This is a genomic window from Pseudomonas sp. LBUM1644 (assembly GCF_059716195.1).
The window spans coordinates 5,779,489-5,804,850 of the sequence record NZ_CP166812.1 but is presented as its reverse complement, the minus strand read 5'-3'; the positions used below and the strand labels follow the sequence as shown (position 1 = coordinate 5,804,850).

At 59.1% G+C, this 25,362-nt stretch carries 21 protein-coding genes and 2 pseudogenes; 4 read left to right on the top strand and 19 right to left on the bottom strand.

Annotated elements, in window-relative coordinates:
- Positions 1–20: 20 nt before the first annotated feature.
- The 4 genes from ACA052_RS26690 to ACA052_RS26675 form a co-directional block, all read right to left on the bottom strand.
- Positions 21–959, bottom strand: coding sequence for an RHS repeat-associated core domain-containing protein (locus ACA052_RS26690; RefSeq protein WP_497647477.1), 939 nt, complete (start codon positions 957–959; stop codon positions 21–23).
- A gap of 276 nt (positions 960–1,235) precedes the next feature.
- Positions 1,236–1,910 carry an anti-sigma factor gene (locus ACA052_RS26685; protein WP_497647476.1) on the bottom strand — a complete coding sequence of 225 codons (675 nt, stop codon included), beginning with the start codon at positions 1,908–1,910 and terminating at the stop codon, positions 1,236–1,238.
- Positions 1,907–2,542, bottom strand: coding sequence for an RNA polymerase sigma factor (locus tag ACA052_RS26680; RefSeq protein WP_497647475.1), 636 nt, complete (start codon positions 2,540–2,542; stop codon positions 1,907–1,909). The genes ACA052_RS26685 and ACA052_RS26680 overlap by 4 nt, the downstream gene beginning before the upstream one ends.
- A gap of 54 nt (positions 2,543–2,596) precedes the next feature.
- Positions 2,597–3,190: a fasciclin domain-containing protein gene (locus ACA052_RS26675; RefSeq protein ID WP_497647474.1), complete on the bottom strand. Its 594-nt coding sequence runs from the start codon at positions 3,188–3,190 to the stop codon at positions 2,597–2,599.
- A 308-nt stretch (positions 3,191–3,498) separates the two neighbouring features.
- Between ACA052_RS26675 and ACA052_RS26670 the strand changes: the two genes are divergently transcribed.
- On the top strand, positions 3,499–4,056 hold the full coding sequence (locus tag ACA052_RS26670; protein WP_497647473.1) for a DUF2780 domain-containing protein: 558 nt from the start codon (positions 3,499–3,501) through the stop codon (positions 4,054–4,056).
- 1 nt (position 4,057) lies between these two features.
- Here ACA052_RS26670 and ACA052_RS26665 read toward each other — a convergent pair.
- Positions 4,058–4,261 (bottom strand): annotated as a pseudogene (locus ACA052_RS26665) (acyltransferase); the annotation flags it as partial.
- Positions 4,262–4,487: 226 nt separating this feature from the next.
- Between ACA052_RS26665 and rloA2 the strand changes: the two are divergent.
- Positions 4,488–4,991, top strand: coding sequence for a retropepsin-like aspartic peptidase RloA2 (rloA2, locus tag ACA052_RS26660; RefSeq protein ID WP_497647472.1), 504 nt, complete (start codon positions 4,488–4,490; stop codon positions 4,989–4,991).
- A 541-nt stretch (positions 4,992–5,532) separates the two neighbouring features.
- Here rloA2 and ACA052_RS26655 read toward each other — a convergent pair.
- From ACA052_RS26655 to ACA052_RS26610, 10 genes and pseudogenes are all read right to left on the bottom strand, one after another.
- Positions 5,533–5,853 (bottom strand): annotated as a pseudogene (locus ACA052_RS26655) (RHS repeat-associated core domain-containing protein); the annotation flags it as partial.
- A 223-nt stretch (positions 5,854–6,076) separates the two neighbouring features.
- A complete protein-coding gene (locus ACA052_RS26650) occupies positions 6,077–6,706 on the bottom strand; it encodes a glutathione S-transferase (protein ID WP_497650404.1) in 630 nt (209 codons plus the stop codon).
- A gap of 167 nt (positions 6,707–6,873) precedes the next feature.
- Positions 6,874–8,172, bottom strand: a complete 1,299-nt coding sequence (locus ACA052_RS26645; protein ID WP_497647471.1) for an MFS transporter — start codon at positions 8,170–8,172, stop codon at positions 6,874–6,876.
- A 297-nt stretch (positions 8,173–8,469) separates the two neighbouring features.
- The gene (locus ACA052_RS26640; RefSeq protein ID WP_497647470.1) at positions 8,470–8,649 is read right to left on the bottom strand and encodes a hypothetical protein; all 180 of its coding nucleotides are present in this window, start codon (positions 8,647–8,649) and stop codon (positions 8,470–8,472) included.
- Complete coding sequence (locus ACA052_RS26635; protein ID WP_497647469.1) at positions 8,646–9,776, bottom strand: PepSY-associated TM helix domain-containing protein; 1,131 nt, start codon at positions 9,774–9,776, stop codon at positions 8,646–8,648. The genes ACA052_RS26640 and ACA052_RS26635 overlap by 4 nt, the downstream gene beginning before the upstream one ends.
- A 71-nt stretch (positions 9,777–9,847) precedes the next feature.
- Complete coding sequence (locus tag ACA052_RS26630; RefSeq protein ID WP_497647468.1) at positions 9,848–12,292, bottom strand: TonB-dependent siderophore receptor; 2,445 nt, start codon at positions 12,290–12,292, stop codon at positions 9,848–9,850.
- A gap of 232 nt (positions 12,293–12,524) precedes the next feature.
- Positions 12,525–13,496, bottom strand: coding sequence for a FecR domain-containing protein (locus tag ACA052_RS26625; protein WP_497647467.1), 972 nt, complete (start codon positions 13,494–13,496; stop codon positions 12,525–12,527).
- A complete protein-coding gene (locus ACA052_RS26620) occupies positions 13,493–14,011 on the bottom strand; it encodes an RNA polymerase sigma factor (RefSeq protein WP_497647466.1) in 519 nt (172 codons plus the stop codon). The genes ACA052_RS26625 and ACA052_RS26620 overlap by 4 nt, the downstream gene beginning before the upstream one ends.
- Before the next feature lie 216 nt (positions 14,012–14,227).
- Positions 14,228–14,935, bottom strand: coding sequence for a 3'-5' exonuclease (locus tag ACA052_RS26615; protein WP_497647465.1), 708 nt, complete (start codon positions 14,933–14,935; stop codon positions 14,228–14,230).
- Positions 14,932–16,872, bottom strand: a complete 1,941-nt coding sequence (locus ACA052_RS26610) for a putative nucleotidyltransferase substrate binding domain-containing protein (RefSeq protein ID WP_497647464.1) — start codon at positions 16,870–16,872, stop codon at positions 14,932–14,934. The genes ACA052_RS26615 and ACA052_RS26610 overlap by 4 nt, the downstream gene beginning before the upstream one ends.
- Positions 16,873–17,127: 255 nt before the next feature.
- Here ACA052_RS26610 and ACA052_RS26605 point away from each other — a divergent pair, with 255 nt between their 5' ends.
- The gene (locus ACA052_RS26605) at positions 17,128–17,574 is read left to right on the top strand and encodes a response regulator (protein WP_497647463.1); all 447 of its coding nucleotides are present in this window, start codon (positions 17,128–17,130) and stop codon (positions 17,572–17,574) included.
- Positions 17,575–17,732: 158 nt separating this feature from the next.
- Here the strand turns inward: ACA052_RS26605 and ACA052_RS26600 are convergent, their stop codons facing one another.
- Positions 17,733–19,910, bottom strand: coding sequence for a malate synthase G (locus ACA052_RS26600; protein ID WP_497647462.1), 2,178 nt, complete (start codon positions 19,908–19,910; stop codon positions 17,733–17,735).
- Positions 19,911–20,449: 539 nt separating this feature from the next.
- On the opposite strand from ACA052_RS26600, the gene ACA052_RS26595 reads away from it, so the two are divergent.
- Positions 20,450–20,968, top strand: a complete 519-nt coding sequence (locus tag ACA052_RS26595; RefSeq protein ID WP_027926687.1) for a glycine cleavage system transcriptional repressor — start codon at positions 20,450–20,452, stop codon at positions 20,966–20,968.
- Between the two features lie 215 nt (positions 20,969–21,183).
- Here ACA052_RS26595 and rarD read toward each other — a convergent pair whose 3' ends face one another.
- The 3 genes from rarD to ACA052_RS26580 all read right to left on the bottom strand — a co-directional run bounded on the left by rarD (position 21,184) and on the right by ACA052_RS26580 (position 25,296).
- The gene (gene rarD, locus ACA052_RS26590) at positions 21,184–22,071 is read right to left on the bottom strand and encodes an EamA family transporter RarD (protein ID WP_497647461.1); all 888 of its coding nucleotides are present in this window, start codon (positions 22,069–22,071) and stop codon (positions 21,184–21,186) included.
- A gap of 149 nt (positions 22,072–22,220) precedes the next feature.
- Positions 22,221–23,195, bottom strand: coding sequence for a serine/threonine protein kinase (locus ACA052_RS26585; RefSeq protein ID WP_462020845.1), 975 nt, complete (start codon positions 23,193–23,195; stop codon positions 22,221–22,223).
- Positions 23,196–23,394: 199 nt separating this feature from the next.
- Positions 23,395–25,296 (bottom strand): PhoX family protein, encoded by a 1,902-nt coding sequence (locus tag ACA052_RS26580; RefSeq protein ID WP_497647460.1) that lies wholly within the window; start codon positions 25,294–25,296, stop codon positions 23,395–23,397.
- Positions 25,297–25,362 lie beyond the last annotated feature (66 nt).

Genomic DNA, 25,362 nt, shown 5'->3' with positions numbered 1-25,362 from the left:
TGTGACTTGATATCGCCCAATTAATTATGGCGTATACCATTAAATTTATCTTCGAGTGTGCTGATTTTCTTTGTGTAGTGCAGTATTTTGTTTTCGAGTTTTTCTCTTCTTTTACGGAGGGCGTTGTGCACCATGGTGTCGTGTTCCTCGGAGCCAAATTCATTTGCAGTGTCAATATTTCTCTTTTTGATTTTGTTGTAGATGTTGAATTGATCTTCTGAGAATTTGTTTAGTTTGCTATTTGCTTTATCCAATTTTATCTTGTTTCTTTGGATTGCTTTTATTGTTGTCTCTACATTTTTTATTTTTGAAGACGGAACTGTTCTCGGATGATCTGACGGTACTTGCGCGTTGGAGTGGCGCGGGGCGTTGTATGCATTGCCTGGGGCCTTTCCAAATGACTTCATTAGCCACGCTAATAATCCTGGCGCGTGTCCGGTGTCATCTCTCCTGTTCACCGAATCCCCACCGCAATACACATACGTATTCAACCCGCCCTCCCCAAACGGACTCCAACTGTCCGGACTGTTAAACCGCATCAACACTGGGTTAAACGCCCGATAGCCATTACCCAGCAAATAATGCCCAGTCACCGGGTCCGGCCGTTCGCCATTGAAGCCGAGCAGGCTGAGCAACCCGTTCTGCGCAATGCGATGGCCGTAAGGTGCATAGGCGAAGGCCCGAGGTCCGGTAGTGTCGAGTGCGATCAACACCGAGCGCTGTTGATCGGTGGCGAGCAAGGTCGTTTCTACTGCGCCGTTCTCGCGCTGCTGCTGCGCCAGCAGTTGATCTTGATGGTGGATGATTGAACGCTGCACCGTGCCTTGAACCTCGGTGGCAAGGCGAGTTTGGAGGTAGAACCGCTGGGTACCCTGATGCTCTGACTGGGTGCAAACGGTGAGTCGATCAAGCGGATCGTAACGGTAGTCACAGAGCAGCGTTTCGCGGTTGGACTGCATGGGCAGGGCCTCCCTGAAAAGTACTTTGGTTCAGGGTTTCACTGTGGGGCAGTCGGGCAAGGCTGGCTACTATCAGAACTGATAGGTACGAGGCGCAAGCATTATCCACAACGCGATCCGTAGCAGCTGGCGAAGCCTGCGTTCGGCTGCGCAGCAGTCGTAAACCCTGCATGCGTGGTCTACCTGACACATCGCGAATTCTGATTTTACGACTGCTGCGCAGCCGAACGCAGCCTTCGGCAGCTGCTACAAAGGGTGCGTTTCGTTCCGGCTCGATCACAACGCTGCCAGCGCCCCTTGATACAATACCGGCCCCGTCGGTTGTCCGGTCGGCGAACCGCCTTTAGGCTCTAGGCTAACCGCCAGCGCAATCGGTTTGTCGATCAGCGCTTTTTGAGCGTCATTCAGCTGTAACCGACCCTTGCCACCCGCCGGAATCACACCGAGGGAAATAGGCTTGCCGTCGGCCGGAATCACCCACAATTCAAGACTTCGCCCCGGATCAACCGCTGCCAGCGTCAACGGCTCGACTTTCAAATAATCTTTGTGCGCTTCAACCTTCAACGCAGGCTGCGCGTCGGCCGTCAGCAAGGTGGCGCTGTATCGCGCATTGTCGCGGTTGTAGATCACGCTCAACATCACAACGACCACCAGCGAGCAAACCGCTGCCGTTACGCGCAACCAGTTCCAGAACGGACGTTTTTCAGGCACGTGCAGCACTTGCGGATCGATTCGCGCCGTAATCCCTTGCCACACGCGATCCGGCACCGGCTGTTCGGGCAGTGCGTCGGTCAGTCTGGCCAGGCTTTCCTGCCACTGCGCCAGCTCCACACGAAGCGCTGCGTCGTCCAGCAACAACTGTTCGAAACGCCGTCGAGCGGCAGAAGACATCAAGCCGATGGCGTAATCAGCGGCGAGGGCGCGGCGCAAGGTCGGAGTTTGGTAGTTCATGATTCAAGGCACCTGCGCAGGCGTTCCATGCCGCGGCGGATCCAGGACTTCACCGAGCCCAGCGGCGCGGCCAGGTGTTCGGCCAGTTCAGAGCACGACAGCCCCTGAAAATACGCGACGGTGATCGATTGACGCTGCATGCCTTCGAGGCTTTGCAGGCAGCGATTCAAGGCGCTGGCCTCGCGGGCGCTGCTTAATTGTTCGTGGGCCGAGGGACTTTCATCCATCAGCGCCTGTTCTTCGAGATCGCTCAACGGCCGGTCGCGATGTTTGCGTAACTGGTCAATGGCCTGATGGCGCGTGATGTTGATCATCCACGTCAGCGGTGCCGACAGATGCGATTCGTAACGCGAGGCGTTGTTCCAGATGCGCACGAAGCTTTCCTGCAGCACTTCTTCCGCCAGATCCGGGCGCCCCATGAATCGCAGCGCTACACCATGCAAGCGTGGGCCGACGCTGCGGTAAAGCGTCTCGAACGCGCGGCGGTCGCCCAGTGAACACTGGGCGAGAAGCTGCCTGAGTTGATCGGCGTCGGCGATGGGAATAGTGGTTCTCCAGGCGATCGAGGTGCGCGGCGTGCGGTGCCGGTTGCAGGCAGAGGTTAGTTCACGCTGTGGGGTTGTTCCATTCACGGGTGAACACCTCGGAAAAAGGCCGACCCCGATGCGCAGGGTCGGCGGCACGGCTCAGCTTTTCGGCATCAGCACTTTATCGATGACCTGAATCACGCCATTGGACTGGTACACGTCGTAAGTGGTGATGTCGGCGACGTCACCTTTTTCATCCTTGATGGTGATGTTGTGCGGGCCGTTCATCATCGCCCACAGCTTGCCGCCGGCGACGGTGGTGAGCTCGGTCTTGCCGCCACCGGCCTTGATCTTCTCGGCCAAGGTCATCATGTCGAGTTTTCCCGCGACCACGTGATAGGTGAGGATTTTGGTCAGGGTGGCTTTGTTTTCCGGTTTCAGCAGGGTGTCGACGGTGCCGGCGGGCAGGGCGGTGAAGGCTGAGTTGACCGGGGCGAACACGGTGAACGGGCCTTTGCCTTTGAGGGTGTCGACCAGGCCAGCGGCTTTTACGGCGGCGACCAACGTGGTGTGGTCGGCGGAGTTCACGGCGTTATCGACGATGTCCTTGCTCGGCAGCATGGTTTGGCCGCCTACCATGACGCTGTCGTGGTTCATGGTTGCCGCTTGCACGGTGTTCAAGGCGAATCCACCGCCAAGGGCCAGGGTCAGCAGGCTGGCAATCAACGGCGTTTTGATCGAAGTGCGTTTCATGGTGATGATCCTTAGTGAGGAGAATCGGCCAGGAGTGTCTGTCCGTGCTTGATATACGTGGGCGGGACTAGACTGGATGCAGTCGGACGCAATTTGTTTGGACCCTGTAGGAGCTGCCGAAGGCTGCGATCTTTTGATCTTGTTTTTTGGCATGGCTGAATGCGCTGGAGATCAAAAGATCGCAGCCTGCGGCAGCTCCTACAGAAGCCGTGACAAGGCTGGGAACAATCCCTTGGGATGCCAGTCCAACGGACAGTTTTTCGCCGCCCCATTGGCAGGCGATGTTCATGGCACAAGAGGATGTCTGGATGAAGATTTCACGCGGTTTTGCACTGGCGTCGCTGATGAGCCTGGCGGCCAGCCCGGTCTTCGCCGGTTTCAGCCTGGATGATGTGACCAAGGCGGCCTCGAGCATGCAGGGCGGTAACGCCGCAACGGCTGCAGCACCGACGAAGGAAACCGCCGGCCTGCTCGGCGCATTGACTTCGCAATTGAACGTCACGCCACAGCAAGCCGTCGGTGGCACCGGGGCGATGTTGGGGTTGGCGAAGAATCAATTGAGTTCCACTGACTACTCGCAACTCGCCAAAAGCGTACCGGGGCTGGACAAACTGTCCGGCGGCGGTCAACTGGGTGCCCTAAGCGGGTTGCTCGGCGCGTCCGGCAAGTCGGCCGGCCTGGAGAACGCACTGGGTAACGTGAAGAACACCAGTGACCTGGACGGCGCATTCGGCGCCCTGGGCATGGACAACAGCATGGTCGGCCAGTTTGCCCCGGTGATCCTCAAATACCTCGGCGATCAGGGTGTTGGCGGTCCGTTGCTGGAAAGCCTGGGCGGGATCTGGGGCGCCGGCAGCGGCAGTTGATTCAATGGCGCTCGGCGCGCAAGGCGTCGATGCGTTGGTCCTTCTCGATCCAGAGCTGGTTGACTCAGTTCTGGACAGTTTCACGAAACAGCGGATCGTTTTCGTAATCGCCCTGCCACAGTGCCGGGTCGAGTTCGCGGGTCTTGATGTCGATGATGATTCTCGGCACGTTGCCGCTGAGCAAATCCCAGAATCCCGGAATCGATGGTGACGAATGTTTCACGTGGGCAGCGCTATGCTGGAAAAGCTGCATCTGTAGGAGCTGCCGAAGGCTGCGATCTTTTGATCTTGCTTTTCAGAATCAAGATCAAAAGATCGCAGCCTTCGGCAGCTCCTACAATGTTGCGGTCTTCTGATCCTCATTTTCGCCGAACGAATTCAGAGACAGCGGTCTAAAATCCCGCTGCCCACTCTCCAAGGAAGCCCACTACGTGAAATCCCTTCTTGCACTGCTTTCCCTCGTAGCCTTGCCCATCATGGCCGCCGAGCCGACCCTGTACGGGCGCTACGAATACATCGCGCTGCCGGAAATCGGCGGCGAAGTGCTCAAGGCCAAAATGGACACCGGCGCGCTGACCGCGTCGCTGTCCGCCAAAGACATCGAAACCTTCACCCGTGACGGTGAAGACTGGGTGCGCTTCCGCCTCGCCACCAAAGACGCCAGCAACAAGGTCTACGAACACAAAGTCGCGCGGATCAGCAAGATCAAGACCCGTTCTGAAGAAGACGAGGATGAAGACGCGGCCGCGCCCACCAAACGCCCGGTGGTCGATCTGGAACTGTGCCTGGGCAACGTCAAACGCACGGTCGAGGTCAACCTGACGGATCGCAGCAGCTTTAACTATCCGCTGTTGATTGGTGCCAAGGCGTTGCGTGAGTTTGGCGCGGCGGTGAACCCGGCGCGAAGGTTTACGGCGGATAAGCCGGATTGTTGAGCGAAGATTACGATAATCCCGCACTGCAGATTTACTGATGGCGGAAGGCTGGAGTGCTCCTGGCCGCGATCACTACTGTAAAAAAATCGATGGCTCAGGAGCCTCGGACCTGCTTGTTTTGAATGCTTGGTCCGTCAGGTTTCGATGCGTCGATTTTTAGTTTCACAAAATCTTTGTCTCCGCCCAATACATACGTATTTCGCGAGCGTGGTGGTCTTACAGTCGGAACCGTAGCGGGTGTAGACAACGTTCTCGAATCACTGGTGGCCGGATTGATGGCGTGTCCTCCTTCGGTTGCCTGATGGAGTGACTTGCGAAATTCGATGTCAGTAGTACTTGAGAGCGCGGGGAGTTGTTTTAGCTGTCTTGTGGTCTCACCCGTTGCGATTTCAGGCGCCGCGGGATGCTTCGTGAAAACATTTGTCGTTTCTGAAGTCGTAGAAGGTTTAATAACCTCGGCTATCTGCGGCAGCGATTTTTTGGGGACAACTGCAGCTTTAGTGAGGTCAACTTTCATAGATGCTGTGTTTAGCGGCGATTTGAACATATGCCCAGTTCTGTCATCCCGGTTGACTGGCTCCCCCCCGCAATAAGCATACGCATTCAATCCACCCTCCCCAAACGGACTCCAACTGTCCGGGCTGTTAAACCGCATTAACACCGGGTTGAACTGCCGATACCCATTCCCCAAATGATAATGCCCGGTCAGAGGGTCCGTTGATTCGCCGTTAAACCCGAGCAGGCTGAGCAAGCCGTTTTCCCGTGGGCGATGTCCGTAAGGTGTGTAGGCAATGGGCTGAAGCCGATTCTCGTCGAGGGTGATCAACACCGAGCGCTGTTGATCGGTTGCCAGCAGGATTGTTTTGCGTGAATGAGTAGGCATTGGCTGATCTCCGAGCAAGGTCCATAAAGCCGGACCGTCAGCATGGGAGGTTTCTCAGTCTATGCCTACTATCAGAACTGATAGGGTCGTTGTGCACAGATGGAAAGATCGCAGCCTTCGGCAGCTCCTACATTGGGATGAGTACCCCTGTAGGAGCTGCCGAAGGCTGCGATCTTTTGAGGTTTGTAACACCAGCGAAGATCTAAACCTTCGGCATCGTCGCCACCATCGAAGGCCGCTGACTGACCTCGAAGTACCACGCCGCCAGCTTCGGATTCGCGTCGCGCCATGCCAGGTCCGGATGACGCAAATCGAGGTAACCCAAGGCACACGCCACGCTGATGGCCGCGACGTCAAAGTGGCTGGTCAACTCGGCAATCGCATCCGTTTCCAGCACCGCCAGGGCGCGGCGGATCTTGTCGCGTTGGCCGTCGAGCCATTCGTCCCAGTGTTTCTCCGGGGCGCGCAGGGCGACTTCGTAACGGGTCAGCACGGCGGCGTCCATGATCCCGTCGGCCATGGAGGCCAGGGTCAAGCGGCGCCAGCGGGCCGAGCCTTCGCGGGGGATCAACGGGTTGCCCACGTGTTGATGATCGAGGTAATCGAGGATCACCCGGCTGTCATGGATGACGTTGCCATCGGCCAGGCGCAGAGCGGGGATTTTCCCCAAGGGATTGTCTTCGTTGAGGACTGGGTCGAGGCTGACGGGGTTAGGCATGCTGGCTTGCAGCGCCACGCGATCCTGTTGACCGGTTTCGTGCAGCAGCACCAGAACTTTACGAACGAAGGGCGAGAGAGGGTTGTGGAACAGGGTCATGCTCGGGGCGGACATGGCGGTGTCTCGGTCGGTGGCAGTGTCGAGCAGCATAGCGCGTTGATCTGATAGCTCAAGATCACAATTTCCTGTAGGAGCGAGCTTGCTCGCGATGATGTATCAGCCACGTTGGCGTCGACTGACACACCTTCGCGAGCAAGCTCGCTCCTACAGGGTTTTGCGTTTTAGCTGGCAGGTTGCAGTGTCTGCGCGTCTTGCGGGCCCGAGGCGGCCTGAGGCTTGAGTTCACGAGCAACCGTCCAGACGATGAACGCGGCCACGATGTCGAAAATCGCCAGCACCACGAACAACGGGCTGTAACCGATCTTGGTCACCATCACACCGAACACCAGGGTGAAGGCGGCGGCGCCGAGGTAGCCGAACATTCCGCCCATCCCCGTGGCGGTGGCCACTTCGTTCTTGCCAAACGAGTCGGAGGTGATCGCATACAGCGCACCGGACAATGTCTGGTGAGCGAAGCCGCCGATGCACAACAGCGCGATGGCGGTGTACGGGCTGGCCACCAGGCCGATGCAGGCCGGGCCGATCATGCACGAGGCGCCGAACAGCAGCACCATTTTGCGCGACGTGAACAACGACACTTTCAGGTGTTTATGGAAGAACGGGCTCAGGTAGCCACCGAGGACGCAGCCAAGGTCGGCGGCCAGGAACGGCAGCCAGGCGAACATCGCGATTTCCTTGATGTTCATGTGGCGTTCGGTCATCAAGTACAGCGGGATCCACGCGTTGAACGTCTGCCAGGCCGGCTCGGAAAGCATCCGGGCGCTGGCAATGGCGTAGAAGTTGCGGCTGCCGATGATCTTCTTCCAGCTACCTTTTTTGGTGGTTGGGTCTTTGAAGTGATCTTCCTGGCCGCTGAGGATGTAATCGCGTTCCTCGTCACTCAGGCGCTGTTGATCCCGTGGGTGTTTGTAGAAGATCATCCACAGGAAAGTCCAGGCTACGCCCAGGCCGCCGACAATCAGGAACGCCAATTCCCAGCCACTGTGCAAAATCGCCCAGACCACCAGTGGTGGCGCAAGCACGGCGCCAATCGACGAGCCGATGTTGAACCAGCCGATGGCCACCGAGCGCTCTTTGGCCGGGAACCATTCGGTGGAGGTTTTGACCGCTGCCGGCAAACCCGCTGCTTCCGTCAGGCCGAGTAGGCCGCGGACAAAAGCGAGGCCCTGCCAACCGGTTGCCAGTGCCGCCAGGGCGCAGGCAATCGACCAGGCGAATGCGAAAATCGCGAAGCCCATCTTCGTGCCGATGGCATCAATGATGTAGCCGGCCACCGGTTGCATCAGCGCGTAGCACACCTGCCAGGCGACCACGATGTGCGAATACTGCTCGGTGGAGATGTTCATTTCGCTCATCAGGGTCGGAGCGGCCACTGAGAGGGTATTGCGAGCCAGGTAGTTGACCATCAGACCAGCCGTCACCAGGCCGACCATCCACCAGCGGATGCCTTTGACTTTCATCACTTCACCAGATTTATTTTTGGATTTTGGTGTTGTTGTAGGTTGTCGTACAACAGGCGTCTTTATAGAAGCGCAAGGGTAAATATGTCAATAAATATGTCAGGGAAATGGCCGGGGGAGGCGACGGGCGGGGGGGCGTCATATAGGTGTGTAGCAGCTGCCGAGCCTGCGAGGCTGCGTCCGACTGCGTAGCAGTCGTAAAACCTGCAACCGGCTTATGAGAGGCAGATCGAATGCGCCGAATGGCGGCCGCTGCGCGACCGAACGCAGCCTCGCGGGCTCGGCAGCTGCTACGGGTTAGCGGCGCTGCAGCAGGCCGCGCAGGGCGAGGACAGCCGGGATGCCCAGGCCAAGCCAGCTCAAGGCATCCCACACGCCATCCCCCAGCAGCGCGGCAAATAATCCTGCAGCGCTGAGCAGGGCGATCACGGTCGGGGTGGCGAAGACTTTCCAGAAACTCGACTGGCGGGGTTTCATGCCGCAGCCTCCGCTTTTTCCAGCACGGGTTTCGCAGCCTTGCGCCGCACCACCCACAGATAAACCCCGCTGCCCAGGACGATGATGGTCAACACATCCAGGGTTGCCCAGAGAATCTTCATCGGCATGCCGCCGTAATCACCGAAGTGCAGCGGCTGCGACATGCCCATGGCGTCCATGTACCACGGCCGCTCGGCCACCGCGGTGACTTGCAAGGTGCTGGCGTCGATCAGCACCGGGGTCAGCAGGTGTGATGTCAGGTGGGTGCTGCCTTTCATGAACACGGCGTAATGGTGTTCGCTGGAAAAGCGGGTGCCGGGGAAGGCGATGAAGTCCGGCTGCATGCCCGGTGCGACTTCCTGGGCAATGTCGAGCAGACGGGTGGCCGGCGCCAGTTGCGTCAGCGGTGGCGCGTCGCGGTACGGCGCGACCATCGCGCTCAGACTGTCGTTGCGCCAGGCGGCGATCAGCAGGTCGGCGCAGGCACTGATAATTCCGGTCACGCCGACCACCAACGCCCAGGTCAGTGTGACCACACCAATCAGGTTATGCAGGTCGAGCCAGCGCAGGCGTGTGGATTTGTCCTGGCGCACGGTGGCAAATTTCAAGCGCCGCATGAACGGTAGGTACAGCACCGTCCCGGACACGATCGCCACCACGAACATGATCCCCATGAATGCCAGCAGCAACTTGCCCGGCAGCCCGGCGAACAGGTCCACGTGCAGGCGCAGCATCACCATCATCAAGCCGCCGTTGGCCGACGGCGTCTCCAGTGCTTCGCCGGTACGGGCGTCGAGCATGAAGGTGTGGGACGAATTAGGCTCGGTGCCGGCGGTGGGCGCCATGATCGCGATCACGCCGTTGGGCTCTTCATCTTCGTAGCCGAAATATTGCACGACCTCGCCGGGACGATGTTTTTCCGCTGCTTGCACCAACTGCTGCAGATTCAGCCGTGGGGTGTCCGCCGGCATCGGCTTCAATTCAGCGGCATCGCCCAGCAAGTGGTCGATCTCGTGATGGAAGATCAACGGCAAACCGGTGAGCGCCAGCATCAGCAGAAAAACAGTGCAGATCAGGCTGGTCCAGGTGTGGACAGCGGACCAGCGACGAATTGTTTTACTTTTCATTTCATGACCTTCAGAAATACCAAAGCCGTCTTGAAGGACGGCTTGGTCAAAGCGCAAATCAGATCAGGCGTTTACCACTTGTACGTTGCACTGGCGACGACACTGCGCAGGTCGCCGTAATAGCAATAGAAGCCGTCACAGGTGGAAATGTAATCCTTGTTCAGCAGGTTGGTTGCATTCACTGCCAGCGAGGCACCTTTCAAGCTGTTGTCCAGGCGCCCCAGGTCGTAATGAACCGCGGCATCGAACACGGTGTAGGCGTTGGCCTTGCCCAGATGGGTGTTGCCTTGGTCGCCGTAAGTGTTGCCGGTATAACGCGCGCCCGCGCCGAGGCCGAAACCGTCCAGCACGCCGTTGTGCCAAGTGTAATCGGCCCACAGCGAAGCCTGTTGGTTCGGCATCAGTTGCAGACGGTTGCCTTTGAAGTCACCTTTCTGCACTTCGGATTTCGCCAAGGTGTAGGCGGCGATGAGTTTCAGGTTCTCGGTGACATCGGAAACAGCTTCCAGCTCCAGGCCTTTGACTTTCACTTCGCCGGTCTGGCTGGTGATCGGCACGTTACCCACGGTGGTGGTGACGGAGACGTTTTTCTGGGTCAGGTCGTACACCGCAGCGCTCAGCAAGGTATTGCTGCCTGGGGGCTGGTACTTGATGCCCAGTTCCCATTGCTTGCCTTCGGTCGGCTTGAACGAATCGGTCGATGAGGCGGCGGCGTTGCTGGTTGGCTGGAACGACTCGGCGTAGGACAGATAAGGCACAAAGCCCGAATCGAACACGTAGCTGATCGCAGCGTTGCCAGTGAAGTTCTTGTCGCGCTCGGTGTTGCTGGCGCCGCCGTTGGTGTAGAACTTGGTGCCCGTGTGGACCCAGTCCTCACGACCACCCAGCGTCAGGCGCCATTGGTCGAGGGCCATCTGGTCCTGGACGTACAAACCGGTCTGATAGGTTTTCTGGTCTTGGTCATAGAACGCAGCGGAGCGGGGTGGACGAGTGATTGGCAAGCCATATACCGGGTGGTTGACGTTGACGTCCGGCGCGGTACCAAAGATCGAGGTGTAGTTGGTGTTGTTGCGCTGATGGTCCAGCCCGAGCAGCAAGGTGTGATGGATATCACCCGTGGAGAAGTCGCCCTGGAAGTTGTTGTCCACGGCGAACTGGCTGATGTCTTCGTCGACATTGGTCGTGCCCCGCCCGGTGTTGCCTTCATCGTCGACGACAAAACCGAAAGCGGCAAACGACGGGATGTAGCTGTTGACGGTAATCGCCTGGAACGACAGGTCGGACTTGGTGTAGCGAAGGTTTTGTCGGAATTGCCACACATCGTTCAGGCGGGTTTCGAAGGCATAGCCCAGTGCGTAGTAGGTGCGGTCGTAGTACTCGTAGTCCGGATCACCCAGATTCTTGTGGTGGGAGATCTTGCCGAATGGCATGTCGATCTTGGTGCCCTGGATGGAGTGGAACTGGCTGGTGATCCCGGTATCGTCGCGGGTGAATTGCGAGAGAAGGGTGAATTTGGTGTCGTCGTTGATGTTCCAGGTCAAGCTCGGCGCAATGTTGTAGCGCTTGTTGTCGATGTGATCGATCTGAGTGCCGCTGTCGCGGATAACGCCGCTCAGGCCATAAAGAAACTGGCCTTCATCATCGATCTTGCCGGTGCTGGCAAAGTTGATCTGGCGGAAATTGTCACTGCCGTACTGCACCTGGATTTCATTGCTCGACTCGGCACTCGGACGGCGACTGACCATGTCCAGCAAACCGCCAGGCGGGGTCTGGCCATAGATCGAAGAAGCCGGGCCGCGTAGCAGGGCGAGACGATCCAGGTTCCAGGTTTCAGGCTTTGGGTTGGCGTACACACCTTTTGGCAGCGGCAGGCCATCGAGAAACTGGGTGGGTTCAAACCCACGCACCCGCAGCCAGTCGGTACGAGTGTCGCTGCCATAGCTGCTGGCGGTGATGCCCGGCATGTAGCGCACGGCATCGTCCAGGCTGTGGACGCTACGGTCGTCCATTTGCTCGCGGGTCGCGACCGAAATCGAACGCGGTACTTCGACCAGTGCGGTGTCGGTCTTGGTGCCGGCGGCGGTGCGCTTGGCCAGGTAGCCTTGTACCGGGCCCCAGGCATTTTCGGTGTTTTCCACGCCGATCACGCTGGTCGCTGGCAAGTCCAGTACGCCCTCAGGCACGGCCACCAGGCTGTAGGTGCCAGCGCTGCTTTGCTCCAGTTGCAGACCGGTGCCGCGCAAGGCTTCGCGCAGGGCGCCAGCCGCATCGAACTGGCCTTTGACCGGGGCCGAGGTTTTGCCCGCGGCCAGCGACGGGTTCAACGACAGCGCGAGGCCAGCCTGGCTGGCAATCTGATTCAGGGTGCTGGCCAATGGCGCGGCCGGCAGGTTGTAGGCGCGAACGCTGGACGCCTGTTCCGCAGCGATCAGTTGACCGCTGGCGAGCGGAGCGCAGAGGGCAATGGCAACTGCCAGCAGACTGGGGCGCAACAAGGTGTCTAGCGAACGGGACATACAGCGGCTCCTGAAAGGGAATACTTCTCAATTGCCTAGGTGCCGAACGAAAATCCAAAAGTGATAGGGCTGGATGAAAATAATTTTGATTCAGCATTTGCTGTGAGGCTGATGGCCCTTTCGCGGGCAAGCCCGCTCCCACAGGTTTGGCGTCGTTCACGGAATTACTGTCGACATAAAACCCTGTGGGAGCGGGCTTGCCCGCGAAGGCGCCAGATCAGGCACAGTAAACTCAGGGCTTGGTATCGGCTTTGGCCACCGTGACCCACCACGCCGTATGCTGTTCGATTTTCACGGGCAGGGTCGGCAGAAGCGCGTTCAGGGCTTTGTCCGTGTCGTTCAACGGGAAGCTGCCGGTGATCCGCAGGTCCGCGATTTCCGGCGCAACCCCCAGATGCCCACGGCGATAACGACCGAGCTCACGGACCAGGTCTTCCAGCCGCGCGTTATCCACCACCAGCATGCCTTGCGTCCACGCATCGGCGCCGGCGTTGAGAGCGACGATCGGCCCAAGGCCATTACTGCGCATCAGCACTTGCTGGCCTTCGCGCAAAATCTGTTCTTCAGGACTCGACTCGGGATGGGCGGCCACGGCCGACTTCAGCACGCTCAGGCGTGTGCCTTCGTCCTCGCGCTTGACCAGGAACCGTGTGCCCAGTGCGCGCATGCTGCCTTCGCGAGTCTCGACGATAAATGGCCGGGCATCGCCGTGACCCGTTTCGACGAGGATTTCCCCCTCCTGGAGAATGATCCGACGTTGCTTCTCGTCGAATCGCACATCCAGGGCACTGTGAGTGTTGAGGTTGATCAGTGTGCCGTCGCTCAGGCGCAAGGTGCGCTGCTCGCCGGTGGCGGTGCGCTGGTCGGCCAGCCAATAGTCGATTGGCAGGTAACGGTCGCCGGCAAACAGCGCCAGGCCGATCACCGCGACGACGCTGGCCACGCCGCTTCCCAGTTGGCGAACCCGCCGACGAATACTGTCCCGGGATTGCAGCAACGCGGTGCGAGCCGGGCCGCTGGCGACACTGAAACGCTGGTCGAGCATGCCCAGCTGGCGCCAGGCGCGTGCATGTTCTTCGTGGGCTGCGTGCCATTTGGCGAACTCTTCGCGCTCCACCGGGTTTGCCGAATCCAGGGACAATTGCCAGGCAATCGCCGCATCCAGCACCTGGGCCGACACTGGCTTGGAGCTGGCCGGACTCATACCGGATCTCCGTACAGCGCGATGTAGCACTGACGAATTCCCTGGGCCAAATACTGGCGCACGCGCGGCACTGACACACCCAGGCGCTCGGCGATTTCTGCGTGGCTGAGACCGTCGAGGCGGTTGTAGAGGAACGCTGCACGGGCCTTGCTGGACAGCTTGCCGAGCAGGCGGTCGATGGCCTTGAGGTCTTCGAGGATCATTTGCTGTTCTTCCACCGACGGATGTTCGGCGATCGGAATCAGCATCAATTCGGTGAGATAAGCCTGTTCCAGCGCGGCGCGGCGGAAATAGTCGAACAGCAGGCCCTTGGCAATCGCCACCAGAAACGCCCGCGGTTCGCGCGGTTCTTTCAGTTCATCCCGCCCAAGCAAGCGCACGAAGGTGTCCTGGCTCAGGTCTTCGGCCCGTTGCGGACAAGCCACATTGCGCCGCAGCCAGGCCAATAGCCAACTGCGATGGTCGCGATATAGCGCACCGACGAGCTCACTGTGGGGGCTTTGGACTGACGACACGCAGCATCACCGATTGGGAAATGTTAACTAACGAGAATTGTTCGCGATTGTGGCAGAGGCGGGGAAGGTAAGCAATTGGCCACTGGTCGGGTCGGCCGCATCGTCTTCGGATTGGCGAAAACCTCCTGTAGGAGCTGCCGCAGGCTGCGATCTTTTGACTGTGATTTTAAGATCAAAAGATCGCAGCCTGCGGCAGCTCCTACAGGGGGGTAGAGGTTAGAAGGAGGGGGATTGTTGGCGCCGTTTCCACTGACTCAACCGCTGCTGCAGATTCAACGGGCTATGAATCTGTTGCTGTCGTGCCCGGCTGAACAAAATCAGCGCCAGCTCCGCGGTCGCCAGTGCATCGGCACTGGCATTGTGGCGTTCGAACACTTCCAGTTTGAACCAGTCGATCCATTCATCCAGACCGGCTTCACGAATGTTCGCCTGCGGGCATAGCAGCGGCGCAATATCCGCCACATCCAGAAACACATGCTGCAACTTGTAGCTCAGATGATCTTTCAACGCGCGGCCAAGCATGTGCTGATCGAACGGCGCATGGAACGCCAGCACCGGGCTGTCGCCCACAAATTCCATAAACTCGAGCAACGCCTGCGCCGGATCGCTGCCCGCCGCAATCGCGCTGGGGCCCAGGCCATGAATCAGCACGCTGGGGGCCAGTTTCATGTCGGCGCATTGCAGTGTTCGTTCGAACTGCTGACTGAAATCGATTGCCCCGTCTTCAATGGCCACCGCACCGATGGACAGCACCCGATCCTTGTTCAGGTTCAGCCCGGTGGTTTCCAGGTCAAGCACCACCCACCGTTGTTCACGAAGGCTGCACTCGCTCAACCCGGCTATTGCCGGCAAGCGTTCCAGGCGTTGCAGCAGTTCGCCGCAAAGGACAGGGCCTGCCGGGCGCAACCATGAAAACAGGCTCATAGCTGATACCGCAGGGTCAGGCTGCTTTGCAGGCGTTGTGCCTGGCGCAGGGATTCACGCAGGATCCGTCGATCGAGGTGATTGAGGCTGTCGGGATCGACCCGGTTGGAGTAGGGCAAGTTCTCGCGGGTCTGTAGTTGATGTTGCTGCATGCGGGTTTGCTGGATGAAGTGATACGCCTCTTCGTACGCTGCGCCGTCCAGTGGTTCGATGACCTCTTTGGCCACCAGTTGGCGAAAACGCTCCAGCGTATTGTTGGCTTCAATGCCGTGTGCCAATGCCAGCAGGCGAGCGCCGTCGACGAAAGGGGTGAGGCCCTGGACTTTCAGGTCCAGCGTGGCTTTCTCGCCATTCTTGCGCGCCAGCACGAACTCTCGGAAACGTCCTACGGGCGGGCGGTTGCGCAGGGCATTCTCGGCCATCATTCTTTGGAACAGCCGGTTATCGCCGACTTGGTCGAGAATCCCACGACGCAGCTGCTCGCAGCCTTGCTCGTCGCCCCAGACCACCCGCAAATCGAAATAGATGCTCGAACCCAACAGGTTCTCCGGGGTCGCTTCGCGGATAAACGCCGCAAAACGCCGCGCCCATTCCGCCCGGGACAAACACAGCTCGGGGTTGCCGGCCATGATGTTGCCCTTGCACAGTGTAAAGCCGCACAGCGCCAGGCTTTGGTTGATCTGCTGGGCGATGGGCAATAGCTTGCCGCGAATCTCGGCAGCATGGGCCGCGTCCCGCGCTTCGAACAGAATGCCGTTGTCTTGATCGGTGTGCAGCGTCTGTTCGCGACGGCCTTCGCTACCGAAACACAGCCAGCTGAACGGCACGCCCGGGTCGCCTTTCTCGGCGAGGGTCAGCTCGATAACCCGGCATACGGTGTGATCGTTGAGCAGCGTGATGATGTGGGTGATCTGGGTCGAGGAGGCGCCATGGGCCAACATGCGCTCCACCAGTTGGCCGATCTCGCCGCGCATCGCCACCAGGTTTTCCACGCGCTGGGCGCTGCGAATGGTCCGCGCGAGGTGCACCAGATCGACTCGTTGCAAGGAAAACAGGTCGCGCTCCGAGACCACGCCGCACAGGCGATGATCCTTGACCAGGCAGACATGAGCGATGTGCCGCTCGGTCATCGCGATCGCCGCATCGAAGGCGCTGTGATCCGGCGTCAGGAAAAACGGCGCCTGAGTCATGTGTTGTGCGATGGCTTCGCTGAAGTCATTGGTGCCGTTGGCGACCACTTGCCGCAAGTCGCGCAGGGTGAAAATGCCCAACGGCGCCTTGTGTTCATCGACCACCACAATGCTGCCGACCTGCTGCTCGTGCATCAGCGTTACGGCCTCACGCAGGGGCGTGTCCGGGCGGCAGGTCACCGGATGGCGCATGGCCAATTCACCCAGGCGGGTATTGAGCGAGTACTGGGTACCCAGGGTTTCCACAGCTTTTTGCTGGACTTGCTGGTTGACCTGATCCAGCAGGCTGCTGACACCCCGTAGGGCAAAGTCGCGAAATGCATTGGAAAGCGCGAACAGCTTGATGAACGCCAGCTTGTTCAGTTGTAGGCAAAAGGTATCTTCGGCCGCCAGATGTTCGGTGCGGGTCGCACGTTCACCCAGCAGCGCTGCGAGGGGGAAGCACTCGCCGGTGGTGATTTCGAAGGTGGTTTCGGTCCCGCCCTTGGCGGTGTGGGGGCGTTCACCCACCACCCGGCCTTGTTTGACGATGTAGAAATGCTCAACCGGGCCGTCGGCAGGTTTGATGATGCTCTCGCCGGGCGCATAAAAACGCAGCTGACATTGCTCGACCAGGTACGCCAGGTGCGTGTGGTCCATCTGATTGAACGGCGGGAAGCGCTGAAGAAATTGCAACGTGCCCTGGATGTTCTGCAACACCGCGGTTTTCCCTGCCTGCGTGAAGGCGTCCGCTTTACTCATAACCATTACCGCAGTCTTTTTTTGAATTGTTGTTGTCGGATGACTCAGCCATGGTCGGCCCCTGCGCGCAGGGTGCCCATTGGACGTAAGTCTAGGTAGGCGGTGTTCGTGAGGTAATGTCGGAAAAACCCTACGCAATTGTCAGAAAATCCTCTGTGTTCCCCTATTGGAAAATTATCCGACGAAGTGCACATTGAAGGTCTGCTTAGCGATGTCTCACCACTGTGCTAGGGAACTGAATTTGAAAACGTAGAGAACGCCATGTCCGACCACGATATTTTGAGTGACGCCGAGCGCGAGGCGCTTAGCGCCGTCATGCTGGAACCTGATCTTCCCCCGCAGCGGGTGCTGATCGTCGATGACGATAAAGACGCACGTGAGCTGCTGTCAGAGATTCTTGGCCTGGACGGTATTCGCTGCTTGACCGCTGCCAGTGGTGAAACTGCACTCAAGATGTTGGACGAAAAGCCATCGATTGGCCTGGTCATTACCGATCTGCGCATGGGGCATATCGATGGCCTGGATTTGATACGCCAAGTGCGTGAATCGGTTCGGGCGGCGATGCCGATCATCATCGTTTCCGGCGACGCCGATGTGAAAGATGCCATCGCGGCAATGCATTTGAGCGTGGTGGATTTTCTGCTCAAGCCCATCGACACCGGCAAGTTGCTGGGGCTGGTCAAGCATGAGTTGGGGATGGATTTGTGAAACGCTAAAAGATCAAAAGATCGCAGCCTGCGGCAGCTCCTACAGGGCAACACGAATCCCATGCAGGAGCTGCCGCAGGCTGCGATCTTTTGACAGCCCCAACAAAAAAGCCCTGATCGAAAGATCAGGGCTTTTTAATGTCCGGCGTTAACGCTTACTCAAAGACCATTGGCAGCCTTGAATTCGCGACGACGACGGTGCAGAACCGGCTCGGTGTAGCCGTTCGGCTGCTGAGTGCCTTCGACCACCAGTTCAACCGCTGCCTGGAAGGCGATATTGCTGTCGAAGTCCGGCGCCAACGGGCGATACAGCGGGTCATTGGCGTTCTGACGGTCAACCACCGGCGCCATGCGCTTGAGGCTTTCCATCACTTGTTCTTCAGTGACGATGCCATGGCGCAACCAGTTGGCGATGTGCTGGCTGGAAATACGCAGCGTTGCACGGTCTTCCATCAGGCCGACATCGTTGATGTCCGGCACTTTCGAGCAGCCCACGCCCTGGTCGATCCAGCGCACCACGTAACCGAGAATGCCCTGGGCGTTGTTGTCCAGTTCGTTCTTGATCTGTTCCGCAGTCCAGGCTGGATTGACGGCCAACGGGATGGTCAGGATGTCGTCCACCGAAGCGCGCGCACGTTTGGCCAGTTCGGCCTGACGAGCGAACACGTCGACCTTGTGGTAGTGCAGCGCGTGCAGCGCAGCAGCGGTCGGCGATGGCACCCAAGCGGTATTTGCGCCAGCCAGCGGGTGAGCGATTTTCTGTTCGAGCATCGCCGCCATCAGGTCCGGCATGGCCCACATGCCTTTACCGATCTGCGCGCGACCTTGCAGGCCGGTGCTCAAGCCGATATCGACGTTCCAGTTTTCGTAGGCGCCGATCCACTTCTCAGCCTTCATATCGGCCTTGCGCACCATCGGGCCGGCTTCCATGGATGTGTGGATTTCATCGCCCGTGCGGTCGAGGAAACCGGTGTTGATGAACACTACGCGCTCGCTGGCGGCCTTGATGCAGGCCTTGAGGTTGACCGTGGTCCGGCGCTCCTCGTCCATGATCCCGACTTTCAGCGTATTGCGTGGCAGGTCCAGCACGTCTTCGATGCGCCCGAACAGCTCGTTGGTGAACGCGGCTTCTTCCGGGCCGTGCATCTTCGGCTTCACGATGTAGACCGAACCGGTGCGGCTGTTCTTGCGCGAGTTGTGGCCGTTGAGGCTGTGGATCGCCGCGAGGCACGTCACCAGGCCATCGAGAATGCCTTCCGGTACTTCGTTGCCGTCTTTATCGAGGATCGCGTCGATGGTCATCAAGTGGCCAACGTTGCGCACGAACAACAGCGAGCGACCGTGCAGGCTCAGTTCTTTACCGTCGACGCCAGTGTAAGTGCGGTCGGCGTTCATGGTGCGGGTAAAGGTCTGACCGCCCTTGGAGACTTCTTCCGACAGGTCGCCCTTCATCAGGCCGAGCCAGTTGCGGTAGATCACCACTTTGTCATCGGCATCGACAGCGGCGACGGAGTCTTCGCAGTCCATGATGGTGGTCAGCGCGGCTTCCATCAGGATGTCTTTGACGCCGGCAGCATCGGTCTGGCCGACCGGGGTGTTGGCGTCGATCTGGATTTCGAAGTGCAGGCCGTTGTTTTTCAGCAGGATCGCTGTCGGTGCCGCGGCGTTGCCGTGGAAACCGATCAGTTGTGCGTCGCTGCGCAGGCCGGTGTTGCTGCCACCTTTAAGGGCGACCACCAGTTTGCCGTCAACGATTTTGTAGCCGGTGGAGTCGACGTGGGAGCCGGCGGCCAATGGCGCGGCTTCGTCGAGGAAGGCTCGGGCGAAGGCAATCACCTTGTCACCGCGAACCTTGTTGTAGCCTTTGCCTTTTTCCGCGCCGTCAGCTTCGCTGATCGCGTCGGTGCCGTAGAGCGCGTCGTACAGCGAACCCCAACGGGCGTTCGAGGCATTGAGCGCGAAGCGGGCATTCATCACCGGCACCACGAGCTGTGGACCGGCCATGCGGGCGATTTCGTCATCGACGTTTTGTGTCGTTGCCTGGAAATCGGCCGCTTCTGGCAGCAGATAACCGATGTCTTGCAAGAAGGCTTTATAAGCCACGGCGTCGTGCGCCTGACCGGCACGGGATTGGTGCCAGCCGTCGATACGAGCCTGGAAATCATCGCGTTTGGCGAGTAGGGCTTTGTTCTTCGGCGCCAGGTCGTGAATGACCTTATCGGCACCGGCCCAGAACTTATCGGCGGTGAGGCCGGTACCGGGAATGGCTTCGTTGTTCACGAAGTCGAACAGGACTTTGGCGACCTGCAGGCCACCGACTTGAACGTGTTCAGTCATTGCTTGCCTCACTCTGCTCAGCTATTTCGCTTTTCAGCTCTTCAATTTTGACAATGAAGCCTCTGGCCATTTAAACCACAAACCCGTCCGCCAGTACATGCCCTTTTCGGGCGGCTGGGTGGGGACCAATCAACGGCTTTGAGGCCTTGCTGACGGGGCTTTCAGGGTTGCGAATGTGCCTGTGGCAGACATCGATCCAACGTTATGTAGTGCGCGCTGCGGCATACTACATGATGAATTGCGGTTGTGAAAATTAGACTAATTACGTCGTTCTGCGACCCCGTGACGCATTGCAGTCACGTCGGGGGACAGGATGCTCTCAAAAAACTATTGGATTGTTCCAGTTAAATATCAAAAGTTGTACACGATTTGTTTTTCCCTTCAGCTCGGCGGTATCCCATTCGCGGGCAAGCCTCGCTCCTACAGCGATTGCGCAAAGCCCTGTAGGAGCGAGGCTTGCCCGCGAAGGCGCCCGGCGATTCAACACAGAATCGCCCCTTGCCTATACTTCTCTTTCTATAACAAAAGAGGGCTGCCCCATGGACCACCTCGTACTCACCGTATTCGCGCCGGACAAGGCTGGGCAGGTCGAGCGCATCGCCCAGTGCATTGCCGAGCACGGCGGCAACTGGCTAGAGAGTCGCATGTCGCGTATGGCTGGGCAGTTTGCCGGGATTCTCCGGGTGGGTGTGCCGGCCGAGGCCTACGACGAATTGGTCGATGCCCTGCAAGCGTTGTCTGCACAAGGGATTCGCGTGTTGATCGCCGAAAGCGGCATCGAGCAGTCCTGCACCTGGAAACCGATTGCCATGGAGCTGGTCGGCAATGATCGTCCCGGCATCGTGCGCGACATCACCCGCCTGCTGAGCGAGCAGGGCGTGAATTTGGAAAGGTTGGTCACGGAAGTGCGGCCCGCGCCGATGAGCAGCGAGCCACTGTTCCACGCCGAAGCGATTCTCGCGGTGCCGCTGACGTTGTCGCTGGACGTGTTGCAGTCGCGCCTGGAAACCCTGGCGGACGATTTGATGGTCGAACTCGTGTTACGCAGTGAACCCTGACAGGGTTATCCAAGTTAAACGTGCACCTGCCTGTGGATAACCTGTAGAGACAGCCCGCCAGCCCAAGCCGGCCGGGCTTCTCCAAGACCTGATCAAAAAACCATCAGTTTCAATGAGTTGCGCACAAACACCGGGGATCACGCTGTGGATAACCTTGGGAACGATGGCTGCAGGCCACAAAGGACGTGGCCTGTAGAGGCTTGTATGATTTTTGATCAGCTGCGCCGGCGCATGCTGATCACAGCGTCGACGCTGTAAATCGCCAGGCCAGCCCAAATAAAGATGAACGCTACCAGCGTGCTGGACGACAAGTGTTCGCCAAATACCAGGACGGCTTGCAACAGCACCAGCGTCGGCGCGATGTACTGGAGAAAACCAAGCGTGGTATAGGGCAAATGCCGCGCGGCGGCGTTGAAACAGACCAGCGGCACCAGCGTCACCGGACCGGCAGCCACCAGCCACCAGGCCTCGGAGGTGGTCCAGAACTCAGGTTGAGCGCTTGCAGCCGTCGGATTGAACAGCAACCAGGCAACGGCAATCGGCACCAGCATCCAGGTTTCCACTACCAGCCCGGGTAATGCCTTGACGGGCGCCTGCTTGCGAATCAGCCCGTAGACGCCAAACGTAAATGCGAGCACCAGCGACACCCACGGCAAACTGCCAACTTGCCACACTTGTTGCGCCACCCCTACCGCTGCCAGACCCACTGCAATCCACTGCATGCGCCGTAGCCGTTCGCCCAGGATCAGCATCCCCAGCAACACATTGACCAACGGGTTGATGTAGTACCCGAGGCTGGCTTCGAGCATTCGCCCGTTGTTTACCGACCAGACATAGGTCAACCAATTAGCCGCGATCAACGTGCCGCTCAGGGCCAGGATCGCCAGGCGTTTCGGATTGTCACGCAGCTCGCGCCACCAGCCCCGATGTTTCCACACCATCAACAGCAAGGCGCCAAACAGCGCGGACCAGAGCACGCGATGGATGATGATCTCCACGGCGGGCACACTGGCGATGGCTTTGAAGTAGATCGGGAAAAGTCCCCAGATGATATAGGCACTCAGGCCCAGGATGTACCCGCGACGCGGGTTGGCGGCTTGCATGCAGAATCCTTGCTTAGGCAGCTAACAAAAAGGGTTTATAGAGGTGTCGTCTCTGAAAAGCAAAAGATCGCAGCCTGCGGCAGCTCCTACAGGGAAATTGTGTTCACTCTGTAGGAGCTGCCGCAGGCTGCGATCTTTTGATCTTGATCTTAAAAAAGTTTCAGCGGCTCTTCGTTGAGCGCCGCCAATTGCTCACGCAACGCCAACACCTGATCCCCCCAATACCGCTCCGTGCCGAACCACGGAAAACTGTGGGGGAATGCCGGATCGTCCCAGCGACGGGCCAGCCAGGCGCTGTAATGCATCAGGCGCAGTGCGCGCAGCGGTTCGATCAGCGCCAATTCCCGTGGGTCGAAATCGTGAAACTCGTTGTAGCCGTCCATCAATTCCGACAGCTGGCCGAGACATTCCTGGCGATCACCGGCAAGCATCATCCAGATATCTTGCACGGCCGGGCCCATGCGGCAGTCATCGAGGTCGACGATGTGGAACATCTCGTCGCGGCACATCATGTTGCCGGGGTGGCAATCGCCGTGCATGCGGATGTTCTGGTGCGGAGTGGCCTTGTAGACCTCTTCTACGCGTTTGAGCAGGTCTCGGGCCACGGACTCGTAGGCCGGCAGCAGACTCTTGGGTACGAAATTGCCTTCAAGCAATGTGGTCAGTGAATCGTGTCCGAAGTTCTTCACGCCCAGCGCTTCACGGTGTTCGAACGGCTTGGTTGCACCGACGGCGTGCAGGCGACCGAGCAATTGACCCAGGCGATACAGCTGATCGAGATTGCCTGGCTCCGGCGCGCGACCGCCACGGCGCGGAAACAGGGTGAAACGGAAACCGTTGTGTTCGTGCAGGCTAGCGCCGTTGTGAATCATCGGTGCAACCACGGGCACGTCGCACTCGGCGAGTTCGAAGGTGAATTGGTGCTCTTCGAGAATGGCTTCATTGGTCCAGCGTTGCGGACGGTAGAACTTGGCGATCAGCGGCTCGGAGTCTTCGATGCCGACTTGATAGACGCGGTTTTCGTAGCTGTTGAGCGCAAGAATGCGCGCGTCGCTGAGAAAGCCGATGCTTTCGACGGCATCAAGCACGAGGTCTGGGGTGAGGGTTGCAAACGGGTGGGCCATGCTGACTCCTGCGCGCAGCAGGCTGCCGCGTCCGGCCAAGCATGGTAGCGCAGACGGGGCTTCTTTAGGGCTTGGTCTTGAGATGAGTGTTGATTGTGCCGACGCTTTCGCGGGCAAGCCTCGCTCCTACGGGTCATAGGCGAATTTTTGACATCGCGCATGACCCGTAGGAGCGAGGCTTGCCCGCGAAGGGGCCTTATCAGGCGCCGACTATTCCGCCATCTTTACGGGTGATAGCCATCACCGAAGACCGCGGCTTGCCATTCGGCAAATGCTCGGGGAACGTTGAACCACCGTTTTCCCCCGGATGCTGAATGCCGACAAATAAGGTCTTCTGATCCGGCGAGAAGCTGATCCCGGTGACTTCGCAACCAATCGGCCCGACCATGAAGCGGCGAATCTCCCCGGTCGCCGGGTCGGCACACAGCATCTGGTTGTTCCCCATGCCCGCAAAATCGCCGGCGTTGCCCGCATCACCATCGGTGAGAATCCACAACCGCCCGGCCTTGTCGAAGCCCAAGCCATCCGGGCTGTTGAACATGTTCTGCGGCGTGATGTTCGATGAGCCACCCTTCGGCGTACCGGCGTGGACACCCGGGTTGCCGGCGACCACAAACAGGTCCCAGGCAAAACGTTTCGAACCGTGATCATCACGGTCCGTGCGCCAGCGCAGGATCTGCCCGTAGACGTTTTTCTCGCGCGGGTTCGGCCCGCCCACCGGTTGCCCGTCTTCACCGCGCTTGGCGTTGTTGGTCAGGGTGCAATAGACCTGGCCATCCTTGGGGCTGACGACAATCCATTCCGGGCGGTCCATGCGCGTGGCTTTGACCACGCTGGCCGCCAGCCGCGCATGAATCAGCACCTCGGCTTGATCGGCGAAACCACTGCTGGCGTCGATGCCGTTTTTACCGTGGGTCAGCTCGATCCACTCGCCGTGGCCTTTCGGATGATCGGCGTTGCTGTCGCCCGCGTCGAAGCGCGCCACGTACAACGTGCCGTGGTCCAGCAGGTCGCGGTTGGCCTTGGGGTTTTTGCGGTTGATCTTGTCGCGGCTGACGAATTTGTAGATGAATTCGCCGCGTTCATCGTCGCCCATGTACACCACGGCGTGACCGTCATGGGTCTCGGCCAGGGCCGCGTTTTCATGTTTGAATCGGCCCAGCGCCGTACGCTTGACGGGCGTCGATTTGGGGTCGAACGGGTCGATCTCCACGACCCAACCGTGGCGGTTGAGTTCGTTGGGATTCTTCGCCAGGTCAAAGCGTTCGTCGTGCGGGTGCCAGTTGATCTCTTTGCTGGTCACCACGGCGCCATAGCGTTTCTGCGCGGCGTCGAACGCTTGCTCGGCGTTGCTGCTGCCGAAGCAGTCAGTGAAGTTCTCCTCGCACGTCAGGTAAGTGCCCCACGGCGTCTTGCCGTTGGCGCAGTTCTGGAAGGTGCCGAGGACGTTCTTGCCGTGCGGGTCGGCGCTGGTTTTGAGCAGCTCGTGACCGGCAGCCGGGCCGCTCAGGCTGATCGGCGCGTTGCCGTGAATGCGTCGGTTGTAACGCGAGCCCTGGACGAATTGCCATTGACCGTTTTTGCGCTGTACCTCGATCACCGACACGCCTTCGCAGGCCAGCGCCTTGCGCACTTCTTCTGCCGATTGAGGCATGCCGCCGTGCGGGTAAAGGTAGCGGTAATTGGTGTATTCGTTGTTGATCGCCATCAGTGCCCGGTTTTTTTCGCCGGGAAATTCGAACAGGCTCATGCCGTCGTTGTTGTCACCGAACTGGACTTCCTGATGCTCCGCGGTGCCATTACCGCTCGGATCGAATGCCGGGCCGTCCTGTAGCAGGGGCTGGCCCCAGCTGATCAGTACCGAGGATTTGTAACCTGGCGGCAGAGTGATGGCGTCGCTGGTGGCGGCGGGAATGCTGTCGAAACCCAACAGCTTGCTGGTGCCAGCGCTGACACTGGCGGCGAGTACGCTGCGGCTCAGCAAGTTGCCGCCGAGGAACATTGCTGCACCGCACAGGGCGCCCGCGCTGATGAAGCCACGACGGCTGAGGCCGACCATTTTCTCGAGGTCGGTGGATTGGTTGTCTTCTAGTAGGCTCACATCAGGCTCCCTGCGGGTTTTGCAGTCACCTTAAAGAGCCACCATGAAGCTTTTGTTGCAATATCC